This is a genomic window from Streptomyces sp. NPDC100445 (genome assembly GCF_044759735.1).
Lineage (GTDB): Bacteria > Actinomycetota > Actinomycetes > Streptomycetales > Streptomycetaceae > Streptomyces.
Window position 1 is genome coordinate 176808 of record NZ_JBIVZV010000015.1, and the last position, 21643, is coordinate 198450.

Sequence of the window (21643 nt, forward strand, 5' to 3'; positions counted from 1 at the left end):
GGAGCGGTCATCCGGCCGGCGCGCTCCCGGGCGCGGGGGGCGCGGCGGTGTGTCCTGACGCCATGTGGTCCGACACCGGGGTCAGCTCGTGCGGGCCGGTGGGGCGGGGGTCCGGGTGGTGCGGGCCGGGGAGTTCGGGGCGCCCGCGTGCGGGCTCGGCCGGCCGCGCCGCGGGGACCTTGGCGTGGTCGGCCACCGTGTGGTCGTCACCTGTGTGGCCACCACCCATGTGGTCGGACGCCATGTTGTCGGACCCCGTGTGGTCGGACTCCATGGGCAGGGAGGCGGACCGGTACGCCGACTCCCCGTGCACCGGCTCCTCGTACACCGTCTCGCCGGAGACCGTCTCCTCGTACGCGGGCACCTCGTACACCGGCTCCTCGTACGTCGTCTCCAGGTGCTGGCGGGCCTCGGCGAGGCCGATGCCGCGCCGGAAGGCGGCCATGAGACCGGGGTCGTGCCCGGTGACGATGTCGGTGCCGGTGTCCTGGCGGGGCGCGGGGCCGCCGCGCAGCTGGGGGACGAGGTGTTCCTGGGCGCGGCGGCGCGGCAGCTCGGGTCTGTCCATGGTGCCGCGTACGGCGTCGCCGCGCGGGACGGGCAGGATGCCGGCGTGTGCGTCCACGGCCGGCCGGTCCTCGGCGTTGACGCCGGGCAGGGCGGCGGCGGGGGTGGGCCGCGTCTCCCGGGCGCCGCGCACGGGAAGCGGTGCCGGGGCGGCGCCGTGACGTCCGGGTCCGGTGCCCTCCGCAGTGGTCCGCCGTCCGGTTCCGCGCTGGGCGTGCCGCCGCCGGCCGGTGCCCGGGGTCTGTCCGTCGTCCGTGGCCGCCGCGGGGGTGTCCGTGACGGTGGGGCCGGTCGGGGTCTCGCCGTCCGGCCGGGCCGCGCTCCCGGCCGCGACCGGGCTCCCCGTGCCGGGCGGGTCCGCGGCGTCCGTCGGCGCCGGACCCGTCCGCCGGGCGCCGCCGTGGCCGGGAGTCCCGGCGCCGGATGTCAGCGCGGACGGCCCCGGCCCCGGCTGTGGCCGGGGTGCGGTGTCCGCGCCGGGAACGGCCGGCGCGCCGCCCAGGAGGGCCTGCGGGACGACGAGGACGGCCTGGACACCGCCGTAGATGTTGGTCCGGAGCCGGACGTGGATGTGGTGTCTGCGGGCGAGTTGGGAGACGACGTAGAGGCCGATGCGGCCGTCGGCCAGCAGGCTGGCGACGTTGACCTGGTCGGGATCGGCGAGCAGGGCGTTCATGCGGTTCTGCTCGGTGACGGGCATGCCGAGCCCGCGGTCCTCGACCTCCACGGCGAGCCCGGCGGTGACGAGGTCGGCACGGAGCAGCACCTGGGTGTGCGGGGCGGAGAACACCGTGGCGTTCTCGATGAGTTCGGCGAGCAGGTGGATGACGTCGGCGACGGCGTGGCCGCGCAGTTCGCCGTCGATGGGCGGCACCAGTTTGACCCGGGAGTACTGCTCGACCTCGGCGATGGCGGAGCGCAGCACCTCCGTCATGTCGACCGGGTTGCTCCACTGCCGGCGGGAGACCGCGCCGCCGAGCACGGCGAGGTTCTCGGCGTGCCGCCGGATGCGGGTGGCCAGGTGGTCGACGTGGAAGAGGCCCTTCAGCAGGTCGGGGTCCTCGATCTCGTTCTCGAGGTCGTCGAGGATGGAGATCTCGCGGTGCACGAGGGACTGGAGGCGGCGTGCGAGGTTGACGAAGACCTCGAGCTTCTGCTCGCTGCCCGCCTGGCTGGAGAGCTGGGCGGCGCGCACGACGGCGGTGACGGCGCCGTCGTGCGCGCGGGCCAGTTCGGCGGCGAGGAGTTCGAAATGGTCGGCGTCGGCCGGCGCGCCCCGGTGCGGGGGGCGCCGGGGCGGGGTCTCGCCCCGGCGCAGCGCGTCGACGAGGTCGTGCAGGTCGGCCTCGCCGACCGCGGCGGTGCGGCGCAGGGCGTCGACGCGGTCGGCGACCGAGCGGGCGGCGCGGTCGGCGGCAACGGCGGCGATGAGGATGCCCGCGACGGCCACGGTGACCGCTCCGGCGAGTACGGCCCAGAGGGTGGGGCCGGTGCGCACGCCGGTGGAGCGGATGGTGAACAGGACGGCGGCGGTGGCGCCGAGGGCGACGGCGAGGGGTGGCAGGACGGCGAGCCGCATGAGCTGGGGCCGTATGTGCGTCTCGGGCAGCGCGGGGGCGGGTCGGGCGACCGGCCGCCCGTGCCGGCCGCCCTCGCGGCGCTCGGCACGGGTGGCCGGTGCTCGGAGGTGAGACATCTGCGTCCTCGTACTGGTCCGTCGGGCCTGGGGTGTCCTGCGGTGCGCGCTGCGGGCATGCGTCATCGCGCCGTCGGCGGCGGGACCGGGGGAACCCGGCCGTGCGTCGCCCGACGGACACTCACAGTAGTTGCCTCGGCATCACGTGCGGTGGGCAGTTGACAAAGTCACCCGAGGAGCGTCCCGCTCTGGTATGAAGCGTCGTACGCGGGACCGATAACCCGACCGGACAGCCGCGGCCGTTCCGGAAGCAGACGAAAAGAGCTGGTCAAAAGCGGTCAGGAAAAGGAGGTCGCGGGCGGCGCGGAGGGGCGGGCGTCTTTCGGCCGTCTTCCGCCGGACATCCGCGCCCTGACGTGCGCGGCGCCCTTCCCGCTTCCTCGCGGGGCGTCCGCGACCCCCGCACGGAGTCACGGACAGTGATCTCCTGGCCTGGACTCCGTACCGCGTCAGGACCGTGCGGCCGGGGGCTCCGCCACGAACGCGCCGACCGAACGCCAGGTGCGCCGTACGTCGCCGGACACGCCCCGCCACCAGGCCTCCGCCGGTACCTTGCCGGCGGGCTCGAAGGGCTCGCCGGGCCGGGGCAGGGCCACCGCCTGGCCGGCCTCCTCGGCGGCCTCCTTGGTCCACTCGCCCGGCTCGGCCCACGGGTGCGGGGCCAGGTTGAAGGTGCCCCAGTGGATCGGCAGCAGCACTCCGTGCGGCGCCCCGCCCTGGAGGTCGAGGTGGGCGCGCAGACCCTCCGCCGGCGTCATGTGGATGTCGGGCCAGAACTCGCTGTACGCACCGATCTGGATCATGGTGGCGTCGAACGGGCCGTGCGCGGCGCCGATGTCGCGGAAACCGTCGAAGTAGCCGGTGTCCCCGCTGTGGTAGATCCGGTGTTCCTCGCCGGCCACCACCCAGGACGCCCACAGGGTGTGCTGGGTGTTGCGCAGGCCCCGCCCGCAGAAGTGGCGGGCCGGGGTGGCGGTGAGGGTGAGGCCGCCGACGCGGGCGGACTCGTGCCAGTCCAATTCGCGCAGCCGGTCCGGGGAGACGCCCCAGTGCTCGAGGTGGGCGCCGACGCCCAGCGGCACGGCGAACAGGGTGTCGGTGCCGGCCAGCGCCTTGATCGTGGGCAGGTCGAGGTGGTCGTAGTGATCGTGGGAGATGACGACGACGTCGACCGGTCCCAGCGCGGCCAGCGGCAGCGGCACCGGGTGCAGCCGCTTCGGCCCGGCGAACGGGAACGGCGAGCAGCGCTCGCCCCAGACCGGGTCGAACAGGACCCGGTGTCCGTCGATCTCCGCGAGCACACTGGAGTGGCCCGCCCAGGTGAGCCGGAGACCGGTGGCGGGCGGCCGGGCCAGGTCGGCGTAGGTCGTGGGGTACACGGGCACGGTGCCACCGGGGGCGCGCAGCGGCCGGGTGTCCTTGTCCAGGAACACCTTGGCGATGTCGATCCCGGAGCCGGAGGGTCGGGTGCGTGCGGGGCCGCCCGGGTTCTGGAAGACACCGTTCTCGAAGTGCGGCGAGCGGCGGATGCGGGCCAGGCGCGCTCCGCCGGGGTCGGCGCCGAAGGCCGCGGGCCGCAGCGCGCGCAGCCCGGGGTTCGCGATACGCAGACCGGTCACGGTACCTCCCGGTGGAGTGGGTGAGGCCCTCCATTATGGTCGGCCCCGCCGGCGGCCCCGACGGGCCGGGGGTGCCTGCCCTTCGCCGGCCGGGCCGCGCGCCGCCCGGCGCCGATGGCTCCGCCGCGGTGCGGGGCCGGGGCGGGGGCGCGGGACGGCTTCGGGGCCCGTGGGACAACGGCTAGGGTGACCGCGTGGCGAGAGTGCGGTTGAGCGTGGCCGAGCGGCGGGAGGAACTGCTGCGGGCCGCCATCGGGCAGATCGAGGCGCGGGGCGTGGCGGCGGTCAGGATCGCCGACGTGGCCGCGACCCTCGGGGTGAGCAACGCGCTGGTGCTGTACCACTTCTCGACGAAGGAGAAGCTGGTCGCCGCCGCCTTCACGTACGCGGCGGCCGACGACCTAGCGCGTCTGCGCGGGCTGCTGGGACGGCGGACGTCCGCGCTGCGCCGACTGCGGGCGGCGGTGCGCTGGTACGCGCCGACCGGGCAGGCGAAGGGCTGGCGGCTGTGGATCGAGGGCTGGGCGGTGGCCCTGCGGGAGCCCGCGCTGCGCGATGTCACCCGGGACCTCGACAGGCAGTGGAAAGCGGCCATCGTCGAGGTCATCACCGAGGGGGTGGCGGGCGGCGAGTTCGTGTGCGCCGACCCGCCCGGTACGGCGCTGCGGCTGACCGCGCTGCTGGACGGCCTGGCGGTGCAACTGACGTCCTACCCGGGCGGGGTGCCGCGGGCCCGGGCGCAGGAATGGGTGGACGACGCCCTCGCCCGGGAACTCGGCCTGGAACGCGAGGCGTCGGCCGGACGCGGACGCTGAGCGCGCCGCCTTTCGGGAACCGTCGCACGAGTTCCCCGCCGGGCCGTGTCCCGGACCCCCGGGTGCGGGGCACGGGACACGGCCGCGATGCGGTCAGGCCACGGCGGCGATACGCATCCGGATGTCGTCCGGCGACAACAGCCCCTTGGCGGTCACGTGGTCGCCGGAGGACTCGCCGCGCAGCCGCCGTCCGATCCACGGGACGAGGTGCTCGCGGGCCCAGTGCACGTCGTCGCGGCGGATCTCCAGGGTGCCCCGGGGCGGCAGCGGCGGCCACGGCTGCTCGGGGTCGGCCGGGACGTCCACGCCGAGGGCCTGCCCGGCCCGCAGCGCCACACGGGTGTGTCCCTCGGGTGAAAGGTGCAGCCGGTCGCGGTCCCAGGCCCTGCGGTCCTGCACGGATCTGAGGGACCACAGGTCCAGCACGGGGCAGCCGTACCGGTCGGCGATGGCCCGGACGTGCCCGTTGTACGTGGCGATCTTGCCGCGCAGGTGCTTGAGCACGGGCACGCCACGGGTGTCGAAGCCGGTCGTCACCAACACGGTGCCGACGGCTCCGGTCAGCCGGGCCACGGCGCCTTCGAAACGCGTCGCCACCTCGTCCGGGTCGGTGCCCGGGCGGATGATGTCGTTGCCGCCCGCACAGAAGGAGACGAGGTCCGGGGCGAGTTCGACGGCTCTGGGGAGCTGGTCCGCCATGACCTGGTCCAGGAGTTTGCCGCGCACGGCGAGATTGGTGTACTGGAAGTCGCCCTCGGGACGCCGGTCGGCGAGCAGTACCGCGAGCCGGTCGGCCCAGCCCACGAACGCCCCGTCGGGGCCGGGGTCGCCGACGCCCTCGGTGAAGCTGTCCCCCACCGCCACGTACGACCCGATCACTGATCTGTTGTCATTCTTCGAATCGTCTGCCACGTCGGACCATGATTCACCTTCGGATGTGACCTACGCGACCGTAGGCGGGGGTTGACGAACGGTGACATGAGCCACTGACAAAGAATCGGCCAACCACGGAATAGGGCCGTCGTCAGGCGCGTTGACCGCCTGGCAACCGGAACGCCGAAGGCCGGACCCCGGGTTCGGGGTCCGGCCTTCGGTGGCGTGTCGGACGGTGGTGCGGGGGTGTCAGCCGACGGTGAGGCCGTGCCGGCGGAGGTAGCCGACCGGGTCGATGTCGGAGCCGTAGTACGGCGTGGTGCGGATCTCGAAGTGCAGGTGCGGGCCGGTCACGTTGCCGGTGGCGCCGGACAGGCCTATCTGCTGCCCCGCGGTGACGCTCTGGCCGGCCGAGACGGAGAGCTGGGAGAGGTGGCCGTACTGGGCGTAGTAGCCGTCGTTCAGGCGGATGACGACCTGGTTGCCGTAGGCGCCGCCCCAGCCGGCGGAGACGACGGTGCCCGCGGCGACGGCCTTCAGGGAGGTGCCGGTGGGGACGACGAAGTCGACGCCGGTGTGGTAGCCGCTGGACCACATGCCGCCGGCCACGTGGTAGCCGGTGCCGGTGGCCGCGCCGGCCACCGGGAGGGTGTAGCCGGTGGACGTGCGGGGGGCCGGGGCGGACTTGGGGGCCGGGGCCGGCTTCGGGGCCGGGGCGGACCTCGGGGCCGGGGCGGAGTCGGTGCGGGTCCCCGTGGCCTTGCCGCCGAGGGTGAGCCTGAGGCCCGGGTGGATCAGCGACGGATCGGCGCCGACGGCCTGCCGGTTGTCCTCGTAGAGGCGCTGCCAGCCGCCGCCGACATGCTGCTCGTCGGCGATCCTGGCGAGGTAGTCGCCGCTGCGGACCGTGTAGGTGCGCAGGCCCGGAGCCGGCTGCGCGGCGGTCCTGACCGCCGTGTCCGGGAGGGACCGCACGGTCTTGCCGACCACGGGCTGGGCGGGGGTGGCGGCGTGCGCGCCGGCGGCCCCGATCAGCGGGAGGGCCAGCGCGGCGCCACCGGTCCCGGCGGCGGCGATGGAGCGGGACAGACGCTGGGTCTTGGGGCGGCGGTGCTTACCCGTGGCGGGCATGGCGCGGTTCCTCTCCGGCGCCTGCGAGGTCAGCTGTCGGGTTCGGGCTGGAGCTGCCCGGCCGTGCGTCGCACGGCTGCACCCCAAAGCCTGTCGCGGAGACCGGGACAGGCAGTCGTACCTGGTGGGTCCCCCGCTCCTGCCGGACGCGGATCAGTGTGGGGCTCCGGGCGGCGGCAGGATTCGGCGTTCCGTCCGGATTGGTGGTGAACGTAAGCGAGCGGGACGCGGGGAGACAAGCATCCGGTTCCCGCTCCCGGTGTTTCGGGCACCCGCACCGGGGAACTCGTGGTCACCCTGCGTGCAACTCCGCCTCGCCCGTCCCTCAAGTACCCGGCTGGGCAACGACATTACGTGGGCATGACATGCGACGTACGGTCACCACTATGACGCTGGTCACGTAGGTCCCTCACATGTCCGGTCGGTCGACCGCGAGTTGGGCACAATGTCACGATGGGGGCATTCCTCCCAAGCGTCATATAACCGGAGGAACGCGGAGTCCGGGCTACTCCTCGGTCCCCGTACCGGTGCGCCGTGGTGCCGTGCCCGGAGCCGGGCGGGGACCACGGCGCCCCTCCCCCGGGAGGTCGGCCGGTGGGTGTGACCACGCCCGCCGGACACCTGCCGCCTGGGGAAATCGATGTCGTATGGTCGTCGCAGTGCCCGCCGGTGAGCCGCGCCGACGGGGCCGACCGGGAGGAGCCCCCGTGACGCAGCAGGTCCCGTCGACCGAGCCGGAGCTGTCCGGAGTGCGCAACTTCCGTGACGTGGGCGGGCTGCCGACCACGGACGGCCGACGGGTGCGCCACGGCGTGCTGTTCCGCAGTGGGCACCTGGCGCACGCGACCGAGGACGACGCGGAGTTCCTCGCCTCCCTGGGCCTGCACACGGTCTTCGACTTCCGCAACGCGGCCGACCAGCGACTGGAGGGACCCGACGTCGAACTGCCCGGTGTGCGGAACGTGAACCTGCCGCTGAGCGACCCGGCGGACGGCGCCGAGTTCTGGAAGATGGTCCGGGACGGCGACCTGGAGCAGCTGCGCGCGATCCTCGACGGCGGCAAGGGGGCGGCCCGGATGACCGCCTCCTACCGGAAGATCGTCAAGGAGCGCACGGCCGAGCACTCCCGCGTGCTGCACGCGCTCGCCGACGACAGCGTGCCCGCGCTGATGCACTGCGCGGCCGGCAAGGACCGCGCGGGCATCTCGATAGCCGTCACCCTCCTGGCCCTCAGGGTGGAGCGGGACGCGATCGTCGCCGACTACCTGGAGTCCAACGCGCGGCACCGCCGCTACAAGGTGCGCCGCAGCGGCAGCGCGGACACCGCGTACACCCCCGAGGTCATGGCACTGCTCGACCCGCTCTTCGACGCCCGCGCCGAGTACCTGGAGGCGGCCTTCCGGAGCATCGAGGAGACGTGGGGCGACGTCGACACCTACCTGCTCCGGGGCCTGGGCCTCTCCCCCGACACCCGCGCACGGCTCCGCGAGCGCCTGCTGGACTGAGCGGCGGGCAGGTCAGGACTTGGCGCCCACCGTGAACAGCAGGTACAGGAACGCCGCGAGGACGTGCCCGAGGGCGATGTAGATGATCAGGCGGATCCACAGGGAACGGGGGAACCTGGTCTCGAAGTCGCTCATGGCAGCTCTCCGGTCGGTGGTCCCAGGCACAGCGTGGCCGTGGGACTCTGCAACAGGGTGTGGACGAACAGCAGCTCCACGCCGTCCTGGTCCTCGGCGGCCAGGCGGTGCGGGGTGAGGGAGTCGAAGTGCGCGCTGTCGCCGGTGGCGAGCAGGTGCGCGGTGTCGCCGAGCCGGAGCCGGAGCCGCCCCCTCAGGACGTACAGCCACTCCTCGCCGGGATGGACGCGCACCATGTCGCCCTGCGAGCCGTGGGGCACGCGCACCCGCAGGGCCTGCATGCCGCGGCCGGGCGCGCCGGCCTGCACGTACGTCCATCCGCCCGCCCGCGTGGACTCCATGTCGGCGGCCCGCACGATCGCGTCCCGGTCGGCGACCGTCTCGCCGAGCAGCTCGGAGACGGTCGTACCGTAGATACGGGCGAGCGCGAGGAGCATCGGCAGCGAGGGCTGGCGGTGCCCGGTCTCCAGGCGGGACAGGTGGGCCGGCGAGAGCCCCGCGGAGCGTGCCGCGGCCTCCAGGGTCAGCCCCGCACGCCGGCGCAGGGCGCGCAGCTGGGGCGCGACGGCCGGGAGGTCGTCACCCGGCGGCCCCGCGGGCGGCGGGGCGTCTGAGGCGGTCATGCCTCCATTGAGCCCGACTCTTGCCTGAGCGGCAATTTCCTTGCCTCAGAGGCAAGAATCGCCGGACCCACGCGCCCCGCACCCCTCCACTGTGCCCTGTTACGATCGAGCCCTGGATTTGAACGCGTTCAAAACCTTGGGGGATCGCATGTCCACGAGCACCACGCCCCGCCCGGCCGACGCGCCCGCCGCCGGCCTCGGCCCCGTCGCCCTCGTCCTCGGCGCCGTGTCCGCCGCGGGCGTGTGGCCGGCCCTGACGCTCTTCCTGCTGCCGGTGGTGCCCATCACCGGGGGGCTCGCCATCACGTTCGGCCTCATGGGCGTCCACTACGCCCGGCGGGGCACCGGCCGGCTCTGGCCGGCCGTGACGGGCACCGTCCTGGGCGCGGTGGGCTTCTGCTACCTCTTCCTTCTCTTCCTCCTCCTCATGCCGCTGTCCGCCTGACCCGGTGCCCGGCGCGTCCCGGCGCTCCCCCGATCAGCGGTTGGCCACCGCCTGCTTGATCAGGGTCTTGCCGAAGTCCCACATCAGGCCGCCCCCGCTGTGCGCCTCGTCCATCACCGCGGTGAAGGCGTCCACGAACCGGTCCACGTCGGCCTCGTCGATGATCAGCGGCGGGATGAGCTTGATCACCTCCAGGTGGTCGCCGGAGACCTGGGTGAGGATCCGGTGCCGCTGTAGCAGCGGGACGACGACCATCTGGGCGAACAGCCCCTTGCGTGCCGCCTGGAGCACCGTCCAGCGGCTGCGCAGCGCCAGCGAGGACGGCCGGCCGAACTCGATGCCGATCATCAGGCCCCGGCCGCGGACGTCGGCGAGCAGCTCGTACCTGTCGATGAGCGCGGTCAGCCGGGACTTCAGCAGCTCACCCGTCCTGCGCACCCCGGCGACGGTCTGCTCGTTCTCCATCACCGACAGCACGGCCAGGCCGGCCGCCATCGCCTGGGCGTTGGAGCCGAAGCTCGCCGAGTGGACGAGGACCCGGTCCATGGACGAGTAGACCTTCCGGAAGATCCACTCCTTGCCCAGGGTGGCGCCGACGGGGACGTAACCGCCGGACAGCGCCTTGGCCACGCACACCAGGTCGGGTTCCACCCCGTCCTCGTGCTGGTAGGCGTAGAAGTCGCCGGTGCGGCCGAGCCCGGTCTGCACCTCGTCGACGACGAGCAGCGCCCGGTGCCGGCGCAGCAGCTCCTGTGCGGCGCGCAGATAGCCGGGCGGGGTCTCGTGGACGCCCTTGCCCTGGATCGGCTCGACGATCAGGGCGGCCACGTCGCCCTTGTCCAGTTCCCGCGCGAGCGCGTCGAGATCACCGAGGGGTACGGCCGTGTCGGGCAGCAGCGGGTCGAAACCGTCCCGGAAGCCGCGCTCGCCGTTGACCGACAGGGAGCCGGTGGTCAGGCCGTGGAAGGCGTGGTCGCAGTAGAGGACACGGGGCCGTCCGGTGGCGTACCGGGCGAACTTCAGGGCCGTCTCGACCGCCTCGGTGCCGCTGTTGCCGAAGAACACCCGGTCCAGGTGCGGGCTGTGGGCCAGCAGCCGTTCGGCGAGCAGGCCGGGCAGCGGTTGGCAGTCGAAGCGGGTGAGGTCGGCGAGGTCCATGTCCAGCACGTCGTGCAGCGCCTTGCGGACGACCGGGTGGTGGCGGCCGAGCCCCATGACCCCGAACCCGGCGAGCATGTCCAGGTAGTCGTTGCCGTCGGCGTCCCAGAAGTGGGCGCCCTCGGCCCGTTCGTAGACCTTGTCGAAGCCGATGGTGCGCAGCATGCGCGGGAGCTGCGGGTTGAGGTGCTTGGCGTGCAGCTCGTAGCGTTCGGCTCCGCGCTCGGCGAGCAGGGCGCCGAGGTCGAACTCGGTGGTCATTCACTCTCCTTGACTGTGCCGTCGGCGTCCCGTCCCGGAAACCGCCTGCACCGGGAACTCGCGTATCTCGTCGGTGAGTTCACCGAGTCTCGTCTCGGACAGCGCTTTTCGGTCGCGTGGTCCCCGGACGGTCTCCAGAATGCTCAACGCTCGGCCCCCTCTCGGTCCGTGCCTCGCCTCGACCCGCTCGTCCCTCGGCACCGCACCGGGTGCCGCCCCCGGCCGCCGCCGGCCCGGCCCGGACCCACCGCGGCCGGCGGCGCGGCGCGACCGGACGGGCCGGTACCCCGGCGGGTCCCGGGGTCCGGCGGCCGCCGCGTCAGTCCCGGTTCCCGGAGACCGTCTCGCGCATCGCCCGCAGCGACTCCTTCAGTGAGCCCATGGTGGCGAGGACGGCCGTGGGCTCGTACCCGCAGTGCGCCATGCAGTTGGCGCAGCGCGGGTCCTTGCCGCGGCCGTACTTGTCCCAGTCGGTCCCCTCGATCAGCTCGCGGTACGTCGGTACGTACCCGTCGCTCATCAGGTAGCAGGGGCGCTGCCAGCCGAAGAGCGAGTAGTTGGGGATGGCCCAGGCGGTGCAGGGGAAGTCGACCTTGCCCTCCAGGAAGTCCAGGAAGAGCGGGGAGTGGTTGAGCCGCCACCTGCGGCGGTTGCCGCCCGCGAAGGCCTTCCGGAACAGCTCACGGGTCTGCTCGACGCCGAGGAAGTGCTCCTGGTCGGGTGCCTTCTCGTAGGCGTAGGCGGGCGAGATCATCATTTCGTCGACCTTGAGGTCGTCATTGAGGAAGTTGAGCACCTCGATGATCGTCTGGGGGGTGTCGGTGTTGAAGAAGGTGGAGTTGGTGGTCACCCGGAAGCCGCGCCGTCTGGCCTCCTTGATGGCCTCGACCGCCTCGTCGAACACCCCCTCCTTCGCGACCGACTCGTCGTGCCGCTCGCGCAGACCGTCGATGTGCACGGCGAAGGCGAAGTAGGGCGACGGCGTGAACTTGTCGATCTTCTTGCGCAGCAGCATCGCGTTGGTGCACAGGAAGACGTACTTCCTCTTGGCCACCAGCTGCCGCACGATCTCGTCGATCTGGGGGTGCATCAGCGGTTCACCGCCCGCGATGGACACCATCGGCGCGCCGGACTCCAGCACCGCGCCCACGGCCTGCGCGACCGGCATGCGCTGCTTGAGCACGCCGGCCGGATGCTGGATCTTGCCGCAGCCCTCGCACTTGAGATTGCAGGCGAAGAGCGGTTCCAGCTCGACGATCAGCGGGAACTTGTCCCGCTTGCGAAGCTTCTGTTCAGCCAGGTAAGTAGCGACTTTGATGGACTGACGCAACGGCATGGCCATCTGGCTCACCTCCGGGGGAGCGACAAAGAACGGTGCCATTCGAAAAACGCGGGAAGTACGGAACGGAGTACGCGGAAAGCCGATATTCCGCCGCGTACGGTGCCGATCCGGACGAGTTCGTGTTCAGGTGCGTCCACGACCACCCGGACGGCCGCGGCCGGGCGGGGGCCCGAGCGGACGGCCGCGAGGAGGGTCGCCGCCGACTCCATGTCGACCGCGATCGCGCCGGTGGCGAGCAGGGCGGAGCGCTCGTGTCCCCGCACGACGTGGTCGGAGCCGGTGAGCGGGCCGGTGTGCACCGTGCGGCCGGGCAGGCGCCGCACGAGCTCCGCCACCAGCGGTGCCGTGCCCGCGCACGGGACGGTCCCGCGCGGGTCCCGGGTCTCCTCGGCGACGACGAGGTCGCCGGGGTGCATACCGGGGGCCAGCCCGGCGCAGAAGCCGGTGGCCAGGACGGCCGCGCCGGCCAGGGCGGGGGCGCCCAGGTGCCGGGTGACGGAGCGTTCCGCCGCGCGGGGACCCATGCCGGTGCGGACGAAGGTGACCCGCCCGTCGGCCCCGCTGCGGTCACCGGTGCGCAGGGCCAGGTGCTCGATGCCGAGCGCGCAGGCGATCAGCAGCGGGGCGGGGACGGGCGGGGTGCTCATGTCAGGCTCCCCCGGCCTCGGTGAGCGGTGCCGCGGCCCGGGCGAGCAGCTGCCGCTCGAAGGGGTCCCCGTGCAGATAGCGGCCGAGCGCGGTGAGGGGGAAGACGTGCCGGTAGAGGTGGTAGTTGATGGAGAAGTCCCAGGGGAAGCCGGTGCCGGTGAAGTACGGCTCGTCCCAGGTGCCGTCCGCCCGCTGGGTGGTCGTCAGCCACCGGACGCCGCGCTCCACGGCCTTGGAGTCCCGCTCGCCCGCCGCGAGCAGGGCCATCAGCGCCCACCCGGTCTGGGAGGCGGTGGAGGCGCCCCGGCCGCTCCACTCCTTGACGTACTTGTAGGAGCGCAGGTCCTCGCCCCAGCCGCCGTCGTCGTTCTGGACGCTCTCCAGCCACAGGACGGCCCGCCGGATCGCCGGGTGCGAGCCGGGCAGTCCGGCCGCGGTGAGCGCGGGCACCACCGACCCGGTGCCGTAGAGGTAGTTGACTCCCCAGCGGCCGAACCACGAACCGTCGGCCTCCTGTTCGGCGAGCAGCCAGGCGATGCCGCGCCGGGTGCGCGGGTCGTGGGACAGGCCCTCGGCGGCGAGCATCTCCACGACGTGCGCGGTGACGTCCGCGGACGGCGGGTCGATGACCTCACCGAAGTCGCAGAACGGCAGCCGATTGGGGAACGGGCTGGTGTTGTCGGCGTCGAAGGCGCCCCAGGCGCCGTTCCTCGACTGCATGCCCAGGTTCCAGCGGACGGCCCGGCCGATGGCGCGGTCCACCCGCTCGGGATCGTGGTGACGGACCCGGCGCAGCGCGAGCGCGACCTCGGCGGTGTCGTCGATGTCCGGGTAGTTGTCGTTGTGGAACTCGAACGCCCAGCCCCCGGGTGGGAGATGAGGACGCTTGACGGCCCAGTCACCGGGCCGCACGATCTCCTCGCCGAGCATCCAGTCGGCCGCCTTGACCAGTTGCGGATGGTCGACGGGGAGTCCGGCGTCGGCGAGGGCGATGGTGGCCAGGCAGGTGTCCCACACCGGGGACTGGCAGGCCTCGATCATCCGGGCGCCGTCCTCGCGCCAGACGGCGAAGCGGTCCAGGGAGGCCAGGCCCTCCCGCATCACGGGGTGCTGGAGGTCGTAGCCCAGCAGGTAGAGGGCGATCACCGAGTAGACGGCCGGGGGCTGGATGCCGCCCCAGCAGCCGTCGTTCTCCTGCCGTTCGATGATCCAGCGGGCCGCCGAGTCCATCGCCGCCTTGCGCACCCTGCGCGGGGCGACCTTGCGCAGCCGGTGCAGCGCCTTGTCCAGACGCTGGAAGGCACCGTCCCAACTCGCAAGCGGCGCGCGGGGCTTGGGCGGGTTGGGTCGGGCGGGGTCGGTGTGCAGCTCGTCCAGCGGGAACGGCGCCGGGCGGACCGGTCGTTTGGCGGAGACGATGGTGAGCGGCACGATGGTCTGCCGGGCCCAGCAGCCGAAGTCGTAGATGTTCAGCGGCATCCAGCTGGGGAACCAGATGAGCTCCGGCGGGAGTTCGGGCAGGTCCTCCCATTTCCACCAGCCGAACAGGGCGAGCCAGATCCGGGTGAACACGCGGGCGGCGGCGATGCCGCCGCGCTCGCGGACCCAGGCCGACGCCCTCGCCATGTGGGGGGCGTCGGGGGCGTCACCGGCCAGCCGGAGGGCGACGTAGGCCTCGACGGTGGCGGACAGGTCGCCGGGCCCGCCGTAGAAGGTGGCCCAGGTGCCGTCGTCCCGCTGCTCACCGCGGATGAACAGGGCGGCGGCCCGCGTGGTGTCCTCGTCCAGGATGTCGAGGAACTGACGCAGCAGCAGGTCCTCGGCGTCCATGGTGACGTTGGTCTCCAGGTCGCCCTTCCACCAGCCCTGGGCGTCCTGCCGGGCGAGCAGGAAGTCGGTGGCGCGCTGCGCGGCGCGTGCGGCGGCTTCGTGCACCCCGGTCTTCTCGGGGATGGTGAAGGTGGTGGTGTCGCTGGCCGCGGCCGCGCGGGACGGCAAGGTCGCCCCGGTGCTTCCGTCGGTCGTCGCTGTCATGGCTTCCCCTTCGTGCAGTCGTGCGCGTCGTGCTGCTGTGGGAACTCCGTCGGCCGGTGTCCTCGAAAGGGTCACCGGCCGGCGACTACGCGAGGCCTGTCGAACCGGTGGCGGTCACCTCTTCCGTACGACGACGAAGTCGGCGAGGGCCGTGAAGGAGTCCCGTACCCGGTCGGGCATGCCGACGGCGTCGAGGGCCTCGATGGCGATGGTGTGCTGGCGACGCGCCTCCCGCGCCGTCCATTCGCGGCCGCCGGCCTCCTCGATGAGGGCCGCGCGGGCCGCGAACTCCTCCTCGGAGAAGTTCGCGAAGTCGCTGCTCTTGGCGTCGGCGGCGAGGATCTCGCCGAGTTGCTCGGAGGCGGGGCCGCCGGCCGCGAGCGCGGCCACCACCGGCAGGGACTTCTTGCGCTGGCGCAGGTCGCTCCACGTCTGCTTGCCGGTGGCGTCCGGGTCGCCCCAGATGCCGAGGAGGTCGTCGACGGCCTGGAAGGCGAGGCCGAGGTGGTGGCCGTAGCGCTCCAGCGCGTCGGCGGTGGTGTCGTCGGCGCCGCCGAGGACCGCGCCGATGGAGGAGGCGCAGGCGAGCAGCGCACCGGTCTTGTTGCCCTCCATCTCCAGGCACTCCTCGACGCTGACGCGGTCGCGGTGCTCGTAGGAGATGTCCTGGGCCTGACCGTCGATCAGGGCACGGGTGGCGGTGGTGAGCCGGCGGGTGGCGCGGCCGGCCTCGGCGGTGCCCAGTTCCAGCAGCACCTCGTTGGCGAGGGCGAACAGGGCGTCGCCGACCAGGATGGCCTGGGCGGGGCCGTGCACCTTCCAGACGGTGTCCCGGTGCCGGCGCTGCTCGTCGCCGTCCATCAGGTCGTCGTGCAGCAGGGAGAAGTTGTGCACGAGTTCGACGGCGACCGCGCCCGGGACGCCCGTCTCGGGTGCGGCGCCGGTGACCTCGGCGGAGAGGACGGCGAGCGCGGGACGCACGGCCTTGCCGCCGTCGCCGTCGGCGGGGTTGCCGGCGGCGTCGATCCAGCCGAAGTGGTAGGCGGCGACGGTGTCCATGGGAGGCGCCAGGCGGTCGACGGCCGCACGCAGGACCGGTGTGGCCAGGGTCCGGCCGCGCTCCAGCAGCGCGGTCACGTCCACCGCGGCCCGTGGAGCGGGCGTCGAGGCCGGGGGCACAGTGGGCACAGTCTCTCCTCTTGTCGCGGTACCGGAGGTGCGGGGGGCCGCCGCCCGCTGACCGGGCATCAGGCCGCCTCCTCGAATCCGAAGAGGCGGCGGGGGCGGGGCCGGCCCAGGGCGCCGAGCGCGGCGTCGGCCGCGCTCACTCCGCTGCGGACCGCACTCTCCATGGTCGCGGGCCACCCTGTGGCGGTCCACGCTCCGGCCAGGTACAGGCCGGGGGCCTTGGTGCGGGCGCCGGGCCGCAGCCGCCCGACGCCGGGGGTGGGGGCGAACGTGGCCGTGCGCTCCCGGGTCACGAAGAAGTCCTCCACCACGGCCGTACGCGTCGCCGGGATCAGCCGGGCCAGCTCGGGCAGGTAGCGCCGGCGGAGTTCGGCGACCGGGGTGTCGATCTCGTCCCGCGCGGCCGACTGGGACAGGGCGAGGTACTGGCCGGTGCGCAGTCCGGAGGCGTCGGTACGGTCGAAGACCCACTGCACCGGGGTGCCGAGCGCGGCGAGGAAGGGCGCCGCCAGGACCCGGCGGTCGTAGACGACGTGGACGTTGAGGATCGGCGCGGTCTCCATCTCCAGCAGCCGGCCCGGGGAGTCCAGGGCGCCGGCCGGCAGCAGGGCGTGGGTCTCGCGCTGGGGTACGGCGAGGACGACCGTGTCCGTCTCCAGCGTCTCGCCGGGGAGGTGGACGCTCCAGGACCCGTCCGCGTGGGAGGAGAGGGAGGTGACGCGGGTCCGGACCTCGGTGCGGACGCCCGCGGAGTCGAGTGCCACCCGGGCCAGCCGGTCGTGCAGTTCGCCCAGCGGGACGCGGGCCCAGCCGATGTCGGCCGCGCCCGGGTCGGAGAGCAGACCGGTCTTGAACACCATCGCGGCGAGCCCGAGCGAGGCGTCGCCCGCGACCGCGTTGAGGGTGGCGACACCCACCAGGTCCCACAGCGCCTCGACGGCGCGCGGCGACTGGCCGTGGGCGGCCAGCCAGCTGCCGAAGTCCTGTGCGTCCAGGGCCGGGTCGGCGGGGTCGAGCCGCTTCAGCGCGAGCGCGGCCCGGCCGACGGCCGCGCGTTCGGCGAGCGAGAGGTGCGGGTAGGCGGCCAGGCTGCGCCCCAGGTGGAGGGGGACGGGCAGCGGGTCGCGCCGCAGCCGGCCGAGCCGCCGGCCGGCGGGCTTGGAGACGTCGACGACGGGCACGTCCAGGCGGTCCTGGAGCGGTGCCAGCGCCGCTCCCCCGATCCGGTCGAGGAACCAGCGGTAGGCGGTGCAGCAGCGCAGGTACACGTGCTGGCCGTTGTCGACGGTCAGCCCGCCGCGCCGGAAGGAGAAGGCGAGGCCGCCCAGCCGGGGCCGGGCTTCGAGCAGGGTGACGCGTACCCCGGCGTCGGCGAGGGCGAGGGCCGCGGTGACCCCGGCGAGTCCGCCGCCGACCACGACGGCGCTGCGGCCCCCCGGCCGGGGGGTGGCGGCGTGCGCCGGTGCGGGGCGTGAGCCGTCGCTCATCGTGCGTCCTTCCGTGCGTGCCGGACGTGCTGGTCGAACGGTGCACGCCCGGCCGTCGCAGTCAGGGACGCCACGCCGCGGCGCGGGGTTGCCCGGCCTCTGCCGCCTGGTCCGGGGAGGTCCATCAGGCGCGCCTCCTGACGGAGCGCCGGGAGACGTGGCGGGTCACGTGACGGGTGTCGAGCCCGGACAGGCCGCGCACGGCGACGTAGGCCTTCTCGTGCCCGGGCAGCGAGACCCGGCCGCGCAGCACGGCCTCCGGGTCGCGCTCGATGCGGTCCAGCAGCCGGCGGTAGATGCCGGCCATCGCGGCCACGCAGGCGCCGCTGCGCCGGTCGAGCATGGGCAGCAGCCGGTAGCCCTCGGCGAACAGGGCCCGGGCGCGGCGCACCTCGAAGTGGACGAGGCCCGCGAAGTCCGAGCCGGCCGGGGGCGTCGGTCCCCGGAACCCGGCCGAGCAGCCGAACTTGGCGAGGTCGTCGGCGGGCAGGTAGGTACGGCCGTCCTCGGCGTCCTCGCGGACGTCCCTGAGGATGTTGGTGAGCTGGAGCGCGAGGCCGAGGGTGTCGGCGTACTCGGGTGCGCGCTCGGCGCCGCGCGCGCCCGGTTCGGTGCCGAACACGCCGAGCGAGAGGCGGCCGATGGCGCCGGCGACACACCGGCAGTAGACCTTCAGGTCGTCCCAGGTCTCGTAGGTCTGTCCGCGCACGTCCATCCGGACGCCGTCGATCAGCTCGTCCAGGCCGTGGAGCGGGATCGGGAAGGCCTCGGCCGCGTGGGCGAGGGCGACGGCCACCGGGTCGGTGTCGTCCTCCTCGACCTCGCCGTCCTTGACCCGGGCGAGCAGCGTCCGGGTGTCCTCCAGACGGGTCAGTTTGACCTCGTCGGCCAGGTCGCCGTCGCCGATGTCGTCCACGCGCCGGGAGAACGCGTACAGCGCCGACATGGCGCGGCGTTCCGCCGTCGGCAGCAGCCGGATGCCGTAGGCGAAGTTCCGGGCCTGCTGCCCGGTGACGGTCTCGCAGTAGCTGTAGGCGGCGAGTACCGGTGCGGACACGTGCGGCGGAGAATCCACGGTCCGGATCACCCCTTTCCTCGCAGGATCACGCCCGCCTCGCGCAGCAACCGGAGCGTGCCGGGCGCGGGCGGGCCGGGAAGTACGTCGAACTCGGCGGCGGTGATCGCGCCGAGCGCCGCCCTCCCGCCCGCCACGAACCCCGCGAGCAGCAGTTTCAGCCTGCCGTGGACGCTACCCACCAGGGGGGCGCCTTCATTCAGCAGATCGCGGGCGCGTTGTGCTTCGTACGCGACCAGGGCGCGCACCGACGCGCCCGCGCTGTCCGCGGCGAGGTCCGTCTCGCGGACGTGGAAGCGCTTCATGTCCTGTGCGGGTAGGTAGATCCGGTCGCGGCCGAGGTCCTCGGCGACGTCTTGGAGGTGCTCCACGATCTGGAGGGCGGTGCAGATCGCGTCGGAGAGCCGGACCCGCTCGGGGGTCGAGGTGCCGGTGACGGCGAGGACGAGGCGGCCGACGGGGTTGGCGGACAGTTCGCAGTAGGCGAGAAGGTCGTCGTAGGTCTCGTAACGGGTGACGAGCTGGTCCTGGCGGTTGGCGGCGATCAGCCCGAGGAAGGGTTCGGGGGCGAGGGCGTGGCGGCGGACCGTGGGCTGGAGGCGGCGCAGCAGCGGGTGTCGCGGCGTGCCGTCGAAGACGCGGCGCAGGTCGGCCTCGAAGGCGTCGAGGAGGACCAGCCGGTCCTCGGCCGCGTCCGGCTCCACGCCGAGCAGACGGGCGTCGCCGCCGCCGGGGGCGAGGTCGCCGTCGCCGATGTCGTCCACCAGTCGGGCGAATCCGTAGACGGCCATGAGGTCCTCGCGCCACGCCCGGGGCAGGAAGAAGGGGGCCACGGGGAAGTTCTCGCTCGCGGACTTGGCCAGGGTGGCGCGTTCCAGGTCCGGCGCCGGGTCGGTGGCCGTCATCGTGTGCCGCCCGGGGCGGGGACGGCACACGCTGCGTCGAGCAGGGGAGTCTCCGTAGCCATTGCCGTCACATCTCCCGTTCTACACTGCCGACCTAATACACACTATTTCGGACACGCCGCCCGGCCGCGCGTACGGCGCCCTGACGGAGGGTGTCGCGCGTTATCGCCCCACTTGCCGGGTTCCGGCGCCGGTACAGCTTACGTTGTACAACGCGGCACGGACCGCCGGGGTGTCCTGCACATCACAACAACACACCGATCGGCGTCAAGATTCCTTACGGCGGCCGGAGTTGACGTTTCCTTTGCGGACGAGGGGCCCCACCGGTCCTGCGCGGACGCAGGGCCCCGCCGGACGGTCACCGGTGGGGCCCTGGCCGAAACAGGTCACTTGCCGGTGAACTTCTCGTACTCCTTGAGCACCTCTTCGGTGGGTCCGTCCATGCGCAGCTCGCCGCGTTCCAGCCACAGCACGCGGTTGCAGGTGTCGCGGATCGACTTGTTGTTGTGGCTCACCAGGAAGACCGTGCCGGCCTCCTTGCGCAGTTCCCGGATGCGCTCCTCCGAGCGCTTCTGGAACTTGCGGTCACCGGTGGCCAGCGCCTCGTCGATCATGAGCACGTCGTGGTCCTTGGCGGCGGCGATGGAGAACCGCAGCCGGGCGGCCATGCCGGAGGAGTACGTGCGCATCGGCAGGGTGATGAAGTCGCCCTTCTCGTTGATGCCGGAGAAGTCGACGATGTCCTGGTAGCGCTCCTTGACCTGCTCCCGGGACATCCCCATGGCGAGACCGCCGAGGATGACGTTGCGCTCGCCGGTGAGGTCGTTCATCAGGGCCGCGTTCACGCCGAGCAGGGAGGGCTGGCCGTCGGTGTAGACCTTGCCCTTCTCGGCGGGCAGCAGACCGGCGATGGCACGCAGCAGGGTGGACTTGCCGGAGCCGTTGGAGCCGATCAGGCCGATGGCCTCGCCGCGGTAGGCGACGAAGGACACCCCCCGTACGGCGTGCACCTTGCGCACCCCGCGCGCCGCGTCGTCGGAGCCGCGCCTGAGGATCCGGCTCAGGGCCGCCGTCGCGCTGCCCTTGCCGGTGCGGGCGCCGTTGACGCGGTAGACGATGTGCAGCTCGTCGGCGATGACCGTCGGACGACGCTCGCCGTTGTCGTGTTCAGCCACGGCCGTACCGCTCCTCCGCCTTCCAGAAGTACACGAAGCCGCCGGCGAAGACCGCCACGGCCCAGAACAGGGCGATGGCCCACACGTGCGGCGGCAGGTTCGAGGCACCGTAGCCGTCGATCAGCGCGAACCGCATCAGGTCCATGTAGATCGCGGCCGGGTTGACCTGGAGCACCCGGACGATCCACTCGGGACGCCCCTCCAGCATCTTGTTGATCGAGAACATGACGCCGGAGGTGTACATCCAGGTGCGCAGCAGGAACGGCATGAGCTGCGCCAGGTCAGGCGTCTTGGCGCCCATGCGGGCCACGATCATCGCCAGTCCGGTGTTGAACAGGAACTGGAGCACCAGGACGGGCACGATCAGCAGCCACGACGGGCTCGGGTAACTGCCGAAACCGATCGCCACGACGAACAGCACGATCATCGAGAACAGCAGCTGCTGGAGCTGCTGGAGCGAGAAGGAGACCGGCAGCGAGGCGCGCGGGAAGTGCAGCGCCCGCACCAGACCGAGGTTCCCGGAGATCGCCCGGACGCCCGACATCACCGAACTCTGCGTGAAGGTGAACACGAACACGCCGGTGACCAGGAACGGGATGTACACGTCCCGGGACATGCCGCGGCTGGCCTTCAGGATCACCCCGAAGATGAAGAAGTACACGGCCGCGTTCAGCAGCGGCGTGGCCACCTGCCACAGCTGGCCCAGCTTGGCCTGGCTGTACTGGGCCGTCAGCTTCGCCTGGGAGAAGGCGAGGATGAAGTGGCGGCGCCCCCACAGCTGACGGACGTACTCCACGAGCGAGGGCCGGGCACCGCTCACGGTCAGCCCGTACCTGGCGGCCAGCCGGTCCGCCGTCAGTCCCTCGTCGGGCGACGGGGCGGCGGTCACCGCGACCGTGCCGTCGTGCGTGGTCTCACTCACAGGTGGAAACTTTCGTCATCGTCATCGTCATCGGGTTCG

General features: G+C 72.9%; 20 protein-coding genes and 1 riboswitch. Of the genes, 3 read left to right on the forward strand and 17 right to left on the reverse strand.

The genetic code is table 11. The features are described 5' to 3' along the window. Window positions 1–7: 7 nt before the first annotated feature. Together ACIQVT_RS30830 and ACIQVT_RS30835 are read right to left on the reverse strand one after the other, a co-directional pair. Complete coding sequence (locus ACIQVT_RS30830) at window positions 8–2263, reverse strand: ATP-binding protein (RefSeq protein ID WP_403761473.1); 2256 nt, start codon at window positions 2261–2263, stop codon at window positions 8–10. Window positions 2264–2712: 449 nt separating this feature from the next. Then, window positions 2713–3882, reverse strand: a complete 1170-nt coding sequence (locus ACIQVT_RS30835) for an MBL fold metallo-hydrolase (RefSeq protein WP_403761476.1) — start codon at window positions 3880–3882, stop codon at window positions 2713–2715. Between the two features lie 194 nt (window positions 3883–4076). Between ACIQVT_RS30835 and ACIQVT_RS30840 the strand changes: the two genes are divergently transcribed. Next, window positions 4077–4697 carry a TetR/AcrR family transcriptional regulator gene (locus tag ACIQVT_RS30840; RefSeq protein ID WP_403761479.1) on the forward strand — a complete coding sequence of 207 codons (621 nt, stop codon included), beginning with the start codon at window positions 4077–4079 and terminating at the stop codon, window positions 4695–4697. A 93-nt stretch (window positions 4698–4790) separates the two neighbouring features. Here ACIQVT_RS30840 and ACIQVT_RS30845 read toward each other — a convergent pair whose 3' ends face one another. After that, entirely contained in the window at window positions 4791–5576 is a 786-nt protein-coding gene (locus ACIQVT_RS30845; RefSeq protein ID WP_403761683.1) for an SGNH/GDSL hydrolase family protein, read from the reverse strand. Between the two features lie 243 nt (window positions 5577–5819). Beyond that, complete coding sequence (locus ACIQVT_RS30850; RefSeq protein WP_403761484.1) at window positions 5820–6701, reverse strand: peptidoglycan DD-metalloendopeptidase family protein; 882 nt, start codon at window positions 6699–6701, stop codon at window positions 5820–5822. A gap of 5 nt (window positions 6702–6706) precedes the next feature. Next, window positions 6707–6863: riboswitch (cyclic di-AMP (ydaO/yuaA leader) on the reverse strand. Between the two features lie 545 nt (window positions 6864–7408). On the opposite strand from ACIQVT_RS30850, the gene ACIQVT_RS30855 reads away from it, so the two are divergent. Beyond that, window positions 7409–8206, forward strand: a complete 798-nt coding sequence (locus ACIQVT_RS30855; protein ID WP_403761489.1) for a tyrosine-protein phosphatase — start codon at window positions 7409–7411, stop codon at window positions 8204–8206. Between the two features lie 12 nt (window positions 8207–8218). On the opposite strand, the gene ACIQVT_RS30860 is transcribed toward ACIQVT_RS30855, so the two are convergent. Both ACIQVT_RS30860 and ACIQVT_RS30865 read right to left on the reverse strand, forming a co-directional pair. Further along, the gene (locus tag ACIQVT_RS30860) at window positions 8219–8341 is read right to left on the reverse strand and encodes a DUF6126 family protein (RefSeq protein ID WP_403761492.1); all 123 of its coding nucleotides are present in this window, start codon (window positions 8339–8341) and stop codon (window positions 8219–8221) included. Beyond that, window positions 8338–8964, reverse strand: coding sequence for a helix-turn-helix domain-containing protein (locus ACIQVT_RS30865; protein WP_403761495.1), 627 nt, complete (start codon window positions 8962–8964; stop codon window positions 8338–8340). The genes ACIQVT_RS30860 and ACIQVT_RS30865 overlap by 4 nt, the downstream gene beginning before the upstream one ends. Before the next feature lie 148 nt (window positions 8965–9112). Between ACIQVT_RS30865 and ACIQVT_RS30870 the strand changes: the two genes are divergently transcribed. Then, window positions 9113–9409, forward strand: coding sequence for a hypothetical protein (locus ACIQVT_RS30870; protein WP_403761498.1), 297 nt, complete (start codon window positions 9113–9115; stop codon window positions 9407–9409). Between the two features lie 33 nt (window positions 9410–9442). On the opposite strand, the gene ACIQVT_RS30875 is transcribed toward ACIQVT_RS30870, so the two are convergent. From ACIQVT_RS30875 to ACIQVT_RS30925, 11 genes are all read right to left on the reverse strand, one after another. Beyond that, window positions 9443–10828, reverse strand: a complete 1386-nt coding sequence (locus tag ACIQVT_RS30875) for an aspartate aminotransferase family protein (protein WP_403761501.1) — start codon at window positions 10826–10828, stop codon at window positions 9443–9445. Window positions 10829–11147: 319 nt separating this feature from the next. Then, the gene (gene hpnH, locus ACIQVT_RS30880; RefSeq protein ID WP_403761505.1) at window positions 11148–12170 is read right to left on the reverse strand and encodes an adenosyl-hopene transferase HpnH; all 1023 of its coding nucleotides are present in this window, start codon (window positions 12168–12170) and stop codon (window positions 11148–11150) included. 5 nt (window positions 12171–12175) lie between these two features. Further along, window positions 12176–12817, reverse strand: coding sequence for a 1-hydroxy-2-methyl-2-butenyl 4-diphosphate reductase (locus tag ACIQVT_RS30885; RefSeq protein ID WP_403761508.1), 642 nt, complete (start codon window positions 12815–12817; stop codon window positions 12176–12178). Between the two features lies 1 nt (window position 12818). Further along, window positions 12819–14852 carry a squalene--hopene cyclase gene (gene shc, locus ACIQVT_RS30890; protein ID WP_403761511.1) on the reverse strand — a complete coding sequence of 678 codons (2034 nt, stop codon included), beginning with the start codon at window positions 14850–14852 and terminating at the stop codon, window positions 12819–12821. 114 nt (window positions 14853–14966) lie between these two features. Beyond that, on the reverse strand, window positions 14967–16100 hold the full coding sequence (locus ACIQVT_RS30895; RefSeq protein ID WP_403761514.1) for a polyprenyl synthetase family protein: 1134 nt from the start codon (window positions 16098–16100) through the stop codon (window positions 14967–14969). After that, on the reverse strand, window positions 16100–17527 hold the full coding sequence (gene hpnE / locus ACIQVT_RS30900) for a hydroxysqualene dehydroxylase HpnE (RefSeq protein WP_403761518.1): 1428 nt from the start codon (window positions 17525–17527) through the stop codon (window positions 16100–16102). Before hpnE ends, ACIQVT_RS30895 begins: the two co-directional genes overlap by 1 nt. Next, the gene (locus ACIQVT_RS30905; protein ID WP_403761521.1) at window positions 17524–17652 is read right to left on the reverse strand and encodes a DUF6380 family protein; all 129 of its coding nucleotides are present in this window, start codon (window positions 17650–17652) and stop codon (window positions 17524–17526) included. Before ACIQVT_RS30905 ends, hpnE begins: the two co-directional genes overlap by 4 nt. Continuing rightward, a complete protein-coding gene (gene hpnD, locus ACIQVT_RS30910; protein WP_403761524.1) occupies window positions 17652–18614 on the reverse strand; it encodes a presqualene diphosphate synthase HpnD in 963 nt (320 codons plus the stop codon). The genes ACIQVT_RS30905 and hpnD overlap by 1 nt, the downstream gene beginning before the upstream one ends. Beyond that, the gene (hpnC, locus tag ACIQVT_RS30915) at window positions 18611–19507 is read right to left on the reverse strand and encodes a squalene synthase HpnC (RefSeq protein WP_403761527.1); all 897 of its coding nucleotides are present in this window, start codon (window positions 19505–19507) and stop codon (window positions 18611–18613) included. The genes hpnD and hpnC overlap by 4 nt, the downstream gene beginning before the upstream one ends. A gap of 386 nt (window positions 19508–19893) precedes the next feature. Continuing rightward, on the reverse strand, window positions 19894–20682 hold the full coding sequence (locus ACIQVT_RS30920; protein WP_356820359.1) for an ABC transporter ATP-binding protein: 789 nt from the start codon (window positions 20680–20682) through the stop codon (window positions 19894–19896). Then, a complete protein-coding gene (locus ACIQVT_RS30925) occupies window positions 20675–21604 on the reverse strand; it encodes an ABC transporter permease (protein ID WP_403761531.1) in 930 nt (309 codons plus the stop codon). The genes ACIQVT_RS30920 and ACIQVT_RS30925 overlap by 8 nt, the downstream gene beginning before the upstream one ends. Between the last annotated feature and the right edge of the window lie 39 nt (window positions 21605–21643).